Here is a 10,222-nt window from a genome sequence, read left to right as displayed (position 1 = left end):
GTTCAAAAACAGCTCTGCCCAGCAGGGCAAATCCCGAAAGGAGAAAACCCCATCTTGACCCACCGATGATATCCGAAACATAACCTTCAGGCGGGTCACTTCTCGGTGGAAATCCCGGGTCAACTCTCAGTGGCAATCAACACATAGTTGCCGCATCAGGCGTTGCTCGCCTGCCGAACCCTTGCCCCTCCCGCAGTGCGTCGCAGCGCGTCGATCGCATCCCGACAATCTTCCACATTGGTGTAGGCGCCACTGGATGCACGGACTTGGCCATCGGGCGCGCATAAGCGCCACCGCCATTCCGCCGCCTCACCGCGAAGGAAAGGGGCCGGGGCGGGGATAAGCTGGTAGATCTCGAAATAGGTTTCGGCACGGTCGTTGGAAACCCAGAGCGGAATGGAGCGCCAAGGCGCCTTCCCGCGCAAGCCTCCATCATCGAGCGCCCGCGAAGCGTGACCGGTACGGGATTGCCCTTCAGTCTCTTCATGCATGTCGGCATCGGCATTCTCAGCGGCATAATTCCGAAAGCCGTCGAGCAAGGAATGGTCTAGGGAGTCGGACATCATCATCCTCCTGCGTTGCAAGCGAGAGCACATCAGTCTCTCTGTCACAGGGGAGCTTGCGGCTGGAAATCGCGTGATCAGGCTTCATACCATGGTTCAGCCATCGGGCTTGCATCAATTCGTGCAAGGCGATCGGGCAGACAATCGGATCGTCAGCCCGGCTCGTCCGGGAACGCGCGTTGCCTGAGCTCCGGCGTGTCACGGGCCGGAATGTCCGGACGCCGTTCATAAGCCCCCGCGTCGCCGGACAGCCGTTCATGCTGGATGATGTCTGCCGCATCAGCGTTGGAAAGGCCGAAGCTGCGCAACGCATATGCCGCCAGGCCGAAGGATAGTTCGCGCGTCCCCATGATGGCGAGCCCGATGCCTTCCTCTTCGAAATAGGCGATGTCGGCAGCGCTGTGCGTACGTACAGTTGTGTCGATCGCGGGATTGAGTTGCCGGGCGATCTCGATGATGCGCCTGGTTTCGAATCCGTCAGGCGTGGCAATAACCAGCAGTTTGGCGCGGGCCGTACCGGCCGCCTCCAGAATGCCGGGGACCGAGGCTTCGCCGTAGATTGCGGGCTTGCCGCGAGCGCGAAGGCCTTCGACACGCCGGCGATCCTTGTCCACGATCACGAACGACAGACCCTGTTCATCGAGAATTTTGCATACGAGACGACCGACCCTGCCGTGGCCCACCACGACAGCGTGGTTTTGGACGCCTTCGTCGGCCATGTCCGGAAGATGCGACAAGGCCCCGCCATCCTCCTTCTCGATCATCGCGAGTAGCCGGGGCCGCTGCCGGAGCCACCGCTCCAGAAGGTCAGTGCCAAGGAACACGAGCGGATTGAGCGTGATCGAAAGCAGCGCTCCGGCGAGAACCATGTCCCGCGCTTCTATGGGGACCAGCCCGAGCGTCACCCCGAGGCCGATCAGGATGAAGGAAAATTCGCCGATCTGGGCGAGGCTCGCCGAGACGGTGAATGCGGTGCGCGCCGGGTATCCGAATGCCAGGACGATGCCAAAGGCCACGATGGATTTGCCGAGGACGATGATCGCCAGCACCGCCAACACGCCGATCGGAGCGCGCAGGAGGACGGCGGGGTCGAACAGCATGCCGACCGATACGAAGAAAAGAACCGCGAAAGCGTCCTTGAGCGGAAGGGAATCGGCAGCCGCCTGATGACTGAAATCGCTTTCGTTAAGCACGACGCCGGCGAAAAACGCGCCAAGCGCAAAGGATACCCCGAACAGGACGGCGGAGCCGTAGGCGATGCCGAGCGCGGCGGCGAGCACGGCGAGAGTGAAGAGTTCGCGGGATCCCGTGCGTGCGACGCGCTCCAATATCCAGGGCACCGCGCGGCTGCCCGCAATCATCATGATTGCCAGAAATGCGGCCACCTTAACGAGTGTCACCACCAGATCGAAGGCGATCCGCCCAACATCGTCCGCCGGTTCCGAAGGGCTGCCCAGGATACCTGCCAAGGCGGGCAGCAATACCAGTGCGATGACCATGGCGAGATCCTCGACGATGAGCCAACCGACCGCGATGCGCCCGTTGATCGAATCGAGAATGTTGCGCTGCTCCAAGGCGCGCAGGAGGACGACCGTGGACGCGACCGAGAGCGCCAGGCCGAACACGATGCCCGCACCGATCGTCCACCCCCACAGGCACGCTACGCTTGCCCCCAGCGCAGTGGCGGCAAAAATCTGCACAAGGGCGCCCGGTACGGCAATCCGCCGTACGGACACGAGATCGCGAATCGAAAAATGCAATCCGACCCCGAACATCAACAGGATGATGCCAATTTCCGCGAGCTGGTTTGCCAGACCGGCGTCTCCGACGAAACCGGGCGTGAACGGCCCAACCGCGATGCCCGCAACCAGATAGCCGACCAGCGGCGGCAGCTTGAGGCGGCTCGCCGCAAAGCCGCCGACGAAAGCCAGCACGAGGGCCGCGACAATCGTCGTCAGCAAAGAGGTGTCATGCGGCATGGACTGCCTTTCTTAAGGCACCGCACGATTGCGAGCCGAAAATGTCGGGCACCCGCCGTGAATGGTCACGATGCCCCGCGGCGGTTGCTCCCACCATGCGGCGTTTCTGCGATGGACCCGCGATCGACAATAGCTCGCTTTGTTATGCCCGGTCCTGTACTTTCCGAAAATCGTTCGCGCATTTTCCGCAGGCTGCGATCGACTGAGAGACCCGATCGCGCTCCCGCTTGCCTATGGGAGACCGAGATGGACGAGACAATGCACCATCCCCATATCGCGCGCTGCTGGCATGAGTGGGAAATCGATGGGCGCGAACGGCGAATCATCCTCGTGGTCGAAACCGATGTCGAGATGCAGCCGGAGGCCGACGGTTACGATGCCGCATTGATGGAAGAGGTTCGATCGGCGGCCGTCGCGCGGATGCGGGCAACCTCCAGCGCAATCGACCGCATACGGATCGTTCCTGCTCGCTACTGATGCCTATTTTAGCTGTGCTGCCGAAGGCCCCGCCAGCAGTGCTGCCTCGACAGCTTTGAAACCGTCGAGACTCGCTATGGCAATGTCGAGCGGCCGACCGCCCAATTGTGGATCGGAACCATTGAGGAACGCGATCGCTGCGACCTGTCCCAGTGTCATGAACGCAAGATGCGAGACGCGGCCCTGCCGGTCAGCCTGTTCGGGCGAAAGGCGGGGGGTATCGCGACGTTTGCGAAAATTATGGTTCATATGGATTGCCCAAGAATTATTTTGCGACCCGCCTGCTGCTTTCGTCCGTTTTCGCTTCGCAGCACCCGGTTCGCCATGGCCCGGCAGGCTTTTTCGGAGCGTAGGCAACGTTCCCGAACATTCATCAGGTCAGTTTCCGACGCTTCGTGCGCGCTCTGTGCAGCACGGGCTAGAAAGAAATCGCTGTTAGCGGACATATGGGGGCTTCCTTATGTTGACATGGGCTTCTATCCTACCATTTCGGCTACAATCCGACGCAGTTCCTGCCGGGAGAGATAGCCGGTCATCCGGGCGGATTTCTTTTTGAGAGGCCCAACCGATTGCGGACTGGAAAGAGGAAGTAAAATTTTCTTGAAAATCATGTAAATCCTTGCGCGCCAATGCGCGCGTAAATCTGGTCGATTATTTGCGAAGGGGCGATGAGCAACCCATTATCTTAATGGTCGCGTGTCGATTATACTGGCGCCGCGACATCATCGCCGCTTGGGGCGAGACGTTGCACTTGTCGGCACGGGTGCCCGCTCTCGAAAGATGATCCGACCCTTGTCCGGATCGTAGAGAGTCATCTCGACCCAAACCCGATCGCCAACAACAGGGCGCACATGAGAATGGCGCATCTTGTCTGCCGCATAGGCGATGACCCGGAGTTCATTCTCCGGATGGATGCGAAAGCGCCCATCCGGAAAAATTTCTTCAATAATGCCATCGAGGACGATGAAGTCCTCATTGGCCAATCTCAGGCCGCTTCGAGATTGATGGCGGACTGCTTGCCCCGACGATCATTCTCGATCTCGTAGCTGAGCCGCTGGTCCTTCTGAAGCGTCACCATTCCGGCGCGTTCGACCGCACTGATATGAACAAAGCTGTCGTCGCCGCCGTTTTCAGGGGCGATGAAGCCGTAACCCTTGTCTGGATTGAAGAATTTGACGGTACCGATAGGCATGCGATGTTTCCTTTCACGAAAACAGGTAATCCGCCCGCAAAAGCGCTGGCGGAGCTGGTGGCGTGAGAAAGGAAGGAGAAGCCGCGAGGCGGGGTCAAATTCCGTCGCAGGCGACGTTAGCTCTTCCCATATGGGCTATAGGGGATAAAAAGTCAACGCATGGTCTGACCGGCTAGGCACTTAGTCGGTCTATTTCACCGAGCACGAAGCGGGGATCGAACGGCTTGGCTATAAAAGTGGCGCGTGAGGGCATCTCGGCAGCGCCGAGCGGGACCGCACCCGATACAATCACAAGCAATGTCGGAGGCCAGCGTCCGCGAATGACGTGGGCAAGCCTCAAACCGTCCATTGAACCCGGCATTTGCACATCGGTCAGCACCACACTGATGGTGGGATTTTTTTCCAGCACCGCGATCGCGTGATCGGCGCTCTCCGCTTCAAACACGTCGAAACCCCGGTCCGTGAAAAAGTCGGCCACGTCAATCCGTATCAGTGGCTCATCATCGACAATAAGGATCGATCGGCTGCCTGCAAGATGATCACCTTTCAAGTCCCTATGCCTTCCGCCTGCGCTCCGGCCAGCGGCGCGTCTATCTGAAATATGAGTCCGTCGGGATGGTAGCTTATCGCCGTTTCTCCTCGGAAATATCCCCGCAGCGAACGCTCGATCATCAGCGAGCCAAATCCTCGCCGGGTCGGCGGCTGGACCAAAGGCCCACCGATTTCTCTCCAGGTCAGATTGAAACGCCCCTCCTCGCCATTAGGTCCCGGCTCAACCGACCATTTCAGGTCCACATGTCCGGTTTCGTTCGAAAGCGCCCCGTATTTGGTAGCGTTGGTCACCAGTTCGTGAAGAGCCAGGGCAAACGCCAGCGCCACCTCCGAACGGAACCGCACGGGCGGGCCGTTTGCCCTGAACCGGTCGGCAATGCTTCCATGAGTCGCGAGCGCGCCCCGCACGAGCGTATCCAGGTCGGCATCATCCCAATGTGATGCCGTAAGGACATCGGCTGCGCGTCCGAAGGCCGCAAGTCGAAAGGCGAGAGCCTCGTTGGCCGTTTCGAGATCCAGCGACTGGCGCAACGTCTGGCTGGCCACAGCCTGAACGATGCTCAGCAGATTCTTGAGACGGTGACCAAGTTCGCCGGACAATATCTTCTGCCGCTCATGGAGCTCTATCTTGTGCGTGGTCTCGGTCACCGTATCGAGCATGCCCAGCACCCGCCCGTGGGCATCCCTGATCGGGCTATAGCAAAAGGTAAAATGGACCTTTTCTGGATAGCCATGCCGCTCGATGGTGAGCGGAAAATCTTCAATATATGTCGCCTCGCCTTTGAAAGCCTTTTCGACCATCGGCATCAGCGACGGCCATACTTCACTCCAGACTTCGTTGAAAGGTCGACCAAGGGCCGAGGGCTTATCTCCCAGGATTGGCAGAAAGGCATGATTCGATATCGTTATGAGCGAGGGCCCCCACACGATGCATTGGGGGAAGTGGGAGCCAAGAACCAGCCCGACCGTGGTCTTCAGTTCTTGAGGCCACGTCTGCGGAGGCCCCAAAGGCGAGTCCGACCAATCATGCGACCTGATGGCATCGGCTATCGATCCCCCGCCTTCCAGGAAACTCAGCATATGATGGCATCTCCTGACGCTGCCTTCTTCAACATCAGGAGGCCATGTGAATGGAATTTTCTGGAATGACGAGCATCATCGCACCGAATAGAATGCGCTTTCCTACTGGACTTTCTCCAGAGCCACGTCTGTACCGATTGGTCTTGCAGAAATGCTGGTCTCCGACAGGTAATCTCATGCTTTAGCGTGATCCAAGGGGAGGTCCTATCGCTCAGCCAGAGCTAGGCGCGCGCCTGCTCTTCATGTTTATTTTTCTCGTCGGGACGTAAGGCGGGATCGGCATGGTTCAGTTCCGGCTGTCTGCGGCGGTCGAGATAATCGAACCAGTTCATGGCTATTTCCTGTGAAGCGAGGGAGTCCATTGCCGCGCCATGTGGGACGCGGATCGCTTGACGACGCCGTCGATCAGCTTGTGCTTCATCAATATGCGAAAAGCCTCCGCATCCCTGGGATCGAGCATCACGACCCTTGCGCCACCGGAAACCAGCGCTTCCACCGCGGATATCCGGAAAGCGTGCTTGGTGCAGGCTTCCTTGATGACTTCCGGCGTGGCCCAGACATTGACGACCCTGCTCATGCCGCGCCGCCTTCGACGTTGAACGGAAAGGGGTTGAACGATGCGGAGCCATCCGGACGCCGGGAACGATATGGATGAGGATGGCGGCAAATCCGCGCCGCATATCCTTGCGCGAGCCGCTGATGAGTCATGCGAACCACAGGGCTATGTGCGATCCGGGCGCGCAGCAATTCTTCCTGCTCGCGCTTCAGCAGATAATTCAGGTCTTCCATGGGAATGCTCCTCGGCTGGCAAGCGGGAGCACGACGGTCTCTCTGTCACGGCGAATGCTTGCAGCAAATTTCGCGCAATAATGGTTTAATAGCATAGCGGATCGTTCCCGTCTCAGGATAAAGCCATGTAGATTTCAAAAACTTCTGTTCCGGCGAGAATGGGGCTGCTACGAAAGATAATCGGGTTCTTCTTCCGCGCGATCCGACAGAGAGACTTGAGTGCTCCCGCACATTGGGGAGCCGTCATGCAGGAAGATTTCTTCTCTCTTCAGGCAGCATTGATCGCATCGCTGGTCGTGCTGATTTTCCTTGGCTGGCGCGTCCTGGGTCGCGGCAGTTGATATCGGCGCAGACCCGCCCGTTGTCCAACCATGATCGAAAGCGTATGACGATCCAGCTTCAAACCCCTCAATCGCTATCTAGAATTCAACAGAACTGGCTTGCCGCTAATGAGCGGCAATTGCTCAACTGGCTGTGCCATCGGATGCCGCGCTGGGTCACGCCGGACCGGCTGACAGCAATCGGCATGGTCGGCGCCATCATGATTTTTACCGGCTATGTCGCGAGCAACATTGCCTCGTCATGGCTGCTGCTCGCCATTGCGGGCTATGCCGTGCAATGGTTCGGCGATTCGATGGACGGCAGCCTAGCGCGATACCGGCGCATCGAGCGTCCTTCCTATGGGTATTTCATCGACCATAGCTGCGATGGGCTGGCGACGCTGCTCATCCTTGCGGGGATCGGCCTCAGCCCGTTCGTGACGATGGATGTCGCAATGGTCGCGCTCGCGGGCTATCTGCTCTTGTCCATCCATGCCTTTCTGTCGGCGCGGGTGTTGGGCGAATTGAAGCTTTCATATCTCTCCGCCGGGCCGACCGAACTTCGCCTGATGCTCATTGGGCTGACCGTCATGATGATGGTGCTTGGAACGGCGCCGGGTCTCTTTGGACGCTTATCTGGCTTCGATATATTCGTGGGAACCGCTGGCTCGATCCTGATCGTCCTCTTCATCGGCCAGACGCTCGTCACGGGAAGAAGGCTTGCCCTTGTGGAAGCGGAACGCCGCACCTCGAAGTGAGGAGCAGGAGCGCTGCGCCTTTTACGGTCTTGGGATCGCATATTTGCCGGAGACAGTCATGAACGCTCGCCTTGCCCATTTCGCCATTGAAGCCGACGGCGAAAGCTATCACCTGAGACTGACCCTGGATGACGGCACGATTTTCCAGATCGGCGCCTCCTTCGATCAACTCGACGAATTGGGCGCGGAGATAGACCGGCGCCTCGATGCCGATCAGGATTTGTTTCCGCCCGCATTTTGAAGGCGGTCAATCCGCATGTCCGGGTGTCCGGGGCCACGGTATGAACATCGCCAGCATCGCGCGGCTGTCGGTCGCATAGTCGAGGAGGGCTATGCTGTCGATAACATTGCGTTGGGCAATTAAAATGCGTCGGATTGACGCATTGGGGGATCATGAAGTTGCGAATACGCCATGAAACCCCCTACCGCTATCGCAATGCGGTTGTCAGTCCAGTTCAAGCTGGAGAACGACCTGACAAATCTATCGCGAAAAATGTCAACATTGCTGCCTGCGGCATGGAAACCAGTCAGTGCATGGAGGCAAAACGCCGCTGCTCCTCAATTCAGAATGAGCAAGTCACGCCGCCGCCATCTTCTCAAGCTTTGCGAGGAAGAAGCGGTCGCTCCATAATTCCAGCGACTTTGCCTCCGTTGGGCGCAGGAAGCGCCTGACGTCGTCGGCGGCGGCTTTCCAGTCGATAGCGGCTATGATGTTCCGCAGCGTGTCCTCCAGCCATGCCATGTCGATCTTGAGGCCTTCCTGCCCCGCCCATGGGCCTGCCTGGATGAAGGCGGCTTGGAGGTGCGTCAGATTGGGAGGCACCCCGTTCGAGACATACCAGGAGAAGTCATACCAATCCCGCCCTTTCAGATAGCTTCGGCAAAGAAGCGCGTGGATTTTCAATGCGAAGTTAGAAGGCAGATCCTGATGCCGCACCTCGTAATCGGAAGGAAAATCGAGAAAGGTGCTGGCTTCCCCGGACCCGGGCGGTGGATTGGTGTCGATTTCCAGCTTGATCCTGATGGTCTTGCGACGTCCCGTTCCCGCGAAGGTCAGGTCGAGCTGGCTCGCGATGGAATTATCCTTGAGCACCGCCTCCCGAACCGCCTTGTCCATCCTTTCCCTCGGCTGGGCATCGAGTTTCAATCCGAACTGAGCGAAAACCTCGACCAGAATTTTGAGATATGGTGCCCAGTCGAACTCGGGGTTGGGTGACCGGAGCATGAAATCGAGGTCTTCGGAAAACCTTGGCAGACGGTGCAGGATACGTAGGCTCGTGCCGCCCTGGAAAAGGGCAACATCGAAAAAGTCGCCACGCCATAGCGCGTACAGAGCGATCTCCTGGATGATCTCCTTGGTCGCATTCTCTTCCTCGACCGCGTTGGTCGCTCGATATTGGCGAAGCTTCTCCTGAATGATTTCAATCATCCGCGAGGCGTCCTTTGGCTGCGCCTTTGTACGTCAGAATGGCGTCTTCAAGTGAATGGAGAAAATCGTTGGCGGCTTTGTGTTTGTAAACGAGGTGGAGTGCCGAGAAATCCTTACGCTTAAGCGAAAGCAGCCGATCCTCGTCGATCCGCATACCCTTGGTGAGCCAATCCAGACCGGACCAGCGTTCTTTTCTTAAGGCGATGAGATCGATTAGTGCCCGCAAAGGCTGCGCGACGAAAGCCGCAAGTTTGCCGAACTTTTCCCGATCCACGCTCGTCAGAAACTGGTATTCTCGGAGCGCCAGGGGGTGAAAGCTGAATTGCCCGAGGGATGGCGTATCATAGGTAATCGTCTTGCGGCTCGGTGAAACGCTTGCCGTGGTGAAGACGGCTTCCGGAATCCAGCCGTGATAGGCCAAAGCTGTTTCAAAGGAGATATAGCTACCCGGCAGGAGCGCCTGTGCCGCAGCGAAGGGGTGGATGGCATCGTTGCTGGTTCTCTGACCCAGCATATAGGTAGCCCGTTTGAGACGGATCAGCGAACCGTCCTTCAGGGCCCTATGTACCAGAGCATAACGGCGGGCATCGCTGCCGCCCAGCAGCTCACGAAGCTGATCTTCGTTGAAGATCCGCTCAGCAAGCTTTGATCCTGAAACCTGTTCAGAAAGGGCATTCATAAATTCTAGATACTTTCAAAATGTGAAAGTTTCAAGAATTTCATGAGTCGCGTTCGCATGACCGACCAAGCCTTGTCGAATCATCTGCCGACGACATGATTTTGAACGTCGGGACTCGAACCGCCCCAATAAAAAGTCCCAGGGTATCGGTCATGGTATTGCGTAGTGATGGCTCTCAAGAAATGGCGGTTTTCTGCGCCAAAATCGCTCGTTTTCGAGTCCTCTTCTGGGCACCATTTGTTCTTCCGGCTACGTCCGGGAGATCCAGCAAGCGGCTGGTTCACAGCAAATTTCGATCGTACTTCGGCAGACACCATCCGGTGGCATCCCGTCGGAACCATCAAAAGCACATCAAGAAGTTGGTATTGCTGATGGTTCTCGGAGCCCGCCACCGACCCGTGGCA

General features: G+C 58.1%; 14 protein-coding genes. 3 read left to right on the top strand and 11 right to left on the bottom strand.

Annotation, left to right across the window (positions count from 1 at the left end):
- Nucleotides 1-155: 155 nt before the first annotated feature.
- Together BV95_RS08160 and BV95_RS08155 are read right to left on the bottom strand one after the other, a co-directional pair.
- Nucleotides 156-563, bottom strand: a complete 408-nt coding sequence (locus BV95_RS08160; protein WP_162179728.1) for a YegP family protein — start codon at nt 561-563, stop codon at nt 156-158.
- Between the two features lie 152 nt (nt 564-715).
- On the bottom strand, nt 716-2,542 hold the full coding sequence (locus BV95_RS08155) for a cation:proton antiporter domain-containing protein (RefSeq protein WP_037449848.1): 1,827 nt from the start codon (nt 2,540-2,542) through the stop codon (nt 716-718).
- A 246-nt stretch (nt 2,543-2,788) separates the two neighbouring features.
- On the opposite strand from BV95_RS08155, the gene BV95_RS08150 reads away from it, so the two are divergent.
- On the top strand, nt 2,789-3,019 hold the full coding sequence (locus BV95_RS08150) for a hypothetical protein (protein ID WP_037449845.1): 231 nt from the start codon (nt 2,789-2,791) through the stop codon (nt 3,017-3,019).
- 3 nt (nt 3,020-3,022) lie between these two features.
- Here BV95_RS08150 and BV95_RS08145 read toward each other — a convergent pair whose 3' ends face one another.
- From BV95_RS08145 to BV95_RS08115, 7 genes are all read right to left on the bottom strand, one after another.
- A complete protein-coding gene (locus tag BV95_RS08145) occupies nt 3,023-3,268 on the bottom strand; it encodes a hypothetical protein (RefSeq protein WP_037449842.1) in 246 nt (81 codons plus the stop codon).
- Nucleotides 3,269-3,741: 473 nt separating this feature from the next.
- Nucleotides 3,742-4,002: a translation initiation factor IF-1 gene (gene infA, locus BV95_RS08140; protein ID WP_037449840.1), complete on the bottom strand. Its 261-nt coding sequence runs from the start codon at nt 4,000-4,002 to the stop codon at nt 3,742-3,744.
- Nucleotides 4,003-4,004: 2 nt separating this feature from the next.
- A complete protein-coding gene (locus tag BV95_RS08135; protein WP_037449838.1) occupies nt 4,005-4,211 on the bottom strand; it encodes a cold-shock protein in 207 nt (68 codons plus the stop codon).
- A gap of 172 nt (nt 4,212-4,383) precedes the next feature.
- Nucleotides 4,384-4,761 (bottom strand): response regulator, encoded by a 378-nt coding sequence (locus BV95_RS08130; protein ID WP_037449836.1) that lies wholly within the window; start codon nt 4,759-4,761, stop codon nt 4,384-4,386.
- Entirely contained in the window at nt 4,758-5,843 is a 1,086-nt protein-coding gene (locus BV95_RS08125; protein ID WP_037449833.1) for a sensor histidine kinase, read from the bottom strand. The genes BV95_RS08130 and BV95_RS08125 overlap by 4 nt, the downstream gene beginning before the upstream one ends.
- A 334-nt stretch (nt 5,844-6,177) precedes the next feature.
- Nucleotides 6,178-6,420, bottom strand: coding sequence for a hypothetical protein (locus tag BV95_RS08120; protein WP_037449831.1), 243 nt, complete (start codon nt 6,418-6,420; stop codon nt 6,178-6,180).
- Nucleotides 6,417-6,632 (bottom strand): hypothetical protein, encoded by a 216-nt coding sequence (locus BV95_RS08115; protein ID WP_037449829.1) that lies wholly within the window; start codon nt 6,630-6,632, stop codon nt 6,417-6,419. The genes BV95_RS08120 and BV95_RS08115 overlap by 4 nt, the downstream gene beginning before the upstream one ends.
- Before the next feature lie 385 nt (nt 6,633-7,017).
- On the opposite strand from BV95_RS08115, the gene BV95_RS08105 reads away from it, so the two are divergent.
- Both BV95_RS08105 and BV95_RS08100 read left to right on the top strand, forming a co-directional pair.
- Nucleotides 7,018-7,710, top strand: a complete 693-nt coding sequence (locus BV95_RS08105; RefSeq protein WP_037449824.1) for a CDP-alcohol phosphatidyltransferase family protein — start codon at nt 7,018-7,020, stop codon at nt 7,708-7,710.
- 58 nt (nt 7,711-7,768) lie between these two features.
- Nucleotides 7,769-7,951 carry a hypothetical protein gene (locus tag BV95_RS08100; protein WP_037449822.1) on the top strand — a complete coding sequence of 61 codons (183 nt, stop codon included), beginning with the start codon at nt 7,769-7,771 and terminating at the stop codon, nt 7,949-7,951.
- A 336-nt stretch (nt 7,952-8,287) separates the two neighbouring features.
- On the opposite strand, the gene BV95_RS08095 is transcribed toward BV95_RS08100, so the two are convergent.
- On the bottom strand, nt 8,288-9,139 hold the full coding sequence (locus BV95_RS08095; protein ID WP_037449820.1) for a nucleotidyl transferase AbiEii/AbiGii toxin family protein: 852 nt from the start codon (nt 9,137-9,139) through the stop codon (nt 8,288-8,290).
- Nucleotides 9,132-9,818 carry a type IV toxin-antitoxin system AbiEi family antitoxin domain-containing protein gene (locus tag BV95_RS08090; RefSeq protein ID WP_037449817.1) on the bottom strand — a complete coding sequence of 229 codons (687 nt, stop codon included), beginning with the start codon at nt 9,816-9,818 and terminating at the stop codon, nt 9,132-9,134. Before BV95_RS08090 ends, BV95_RS08095 begins: the two co-directional genes overlap by 8 nt.
- Nucleotides 9,819-10,222: the final 404 nt, after the last annotated feature.

The organism is Sphingobium chlorophenolicum (genome assembly GCF_000722875.1).
GTDB lineage: Bacteria > Pseudomonadota > Alphaproteobacteria > Sphingomonadales > Sphingomonadaceae > Sphingobium > Sphingobium chlorophenolicum.
This window is presented reverse-complemented; position numbering and strand designations above follow the sequence as displayed.

What these genes read in the sequence shown, in the direction of transcription:
- BV95_RS08160 (WP_162179728.1), bottom strand. Translation starts at nt 563, where the DNA reads ATGTCCGACTCCCTAGACCATTCCTTGCTCGACGGCTTTCGGAATTAT.
- BV95_RS08155 (WP_037449848.1), bottom strand. Translation starts at nt 2,542, where the DNA reads ATGCCGCATGACACCTCTTTGCTGACGACGATTGTCGCGGCCCTCGTG.
- BV95_RS08150 (WP_037449845.1), top strand. Translation starts at nt 2,789, where the DNA reads ATGGACGAGACAATGCACCATCCCCATATCGCGCGCTGCTGGCATGAG.
- BV95_RS08145 (WP_037449842.1), bottom strand. Translation starts at nt 3,268, where the DNA reads ATGAACCATAATTTTCGCAAACGTCGCGATACCCCCCGCCTTTCGCCC.
- BV95_RS08135 (WP_037449838.1), bottom strand. Translation starts at nt 4,211, where the DNA reads ATGCCTATCGGTACCGTCAAATTCTTCAATCCAGACAAGGGTTACGGC.
- BV95_RS08125 (WP_037449833.1), bottom strand. Translation starts at nt 5,843, where the DNA reads ATGCTGAGTTTCCTGGAAGGCGGGGGATCGATAGCCGATGCCATCAGG.
- BV95_RS08120 (WP_037449831.1), bottom strand. Translation starts at nt 6,420, where the DNA reads ATGAGCAGGGTCGTCAATGTCTGGGCCACGCCGGAAGTCATCAAGGAA.
- BV95_RS08115 (WP_037449829.1), bottom strand. Translation starts at nt 6,632, where the DNA reads ATGGAAGACCTGAATTATCTGCTGAAGCGCGAGCAGGAAGAATTGCTG.
- BV95_RS08105 (WP_037449824.1), top strand. Translation starts at nt 7,018, where the DNA reads ATGACGATCCAGCTTCAAACCCCTCAATCGCTATCTAGAATTCAACAG.
- BV95_RS08100 (WP_037449822.1), top strand. Translation starts at nt 7,769, where the DNA reads ATGAACGCTCGCCTTGCCCATTTCGCCATTGAAGCCGACGGCGAAAGC.
- BV95_RS08095 (WP_037449820.1), bottom strand. Translation starts at nt 9,139, where the DNA reads ATGATTGAAATCATTCAGGAGAAGCTTCGCCAATATCGAGCGACCAAC.
- BV95_RS08090 (WP_037449817.1), bottom strand. Translation starts at nt 9,818, where the DNA reads ATGAATGCCCTTTCTGAACAGGTTTCAGGATCAAAGCTTGCTGAGCGG.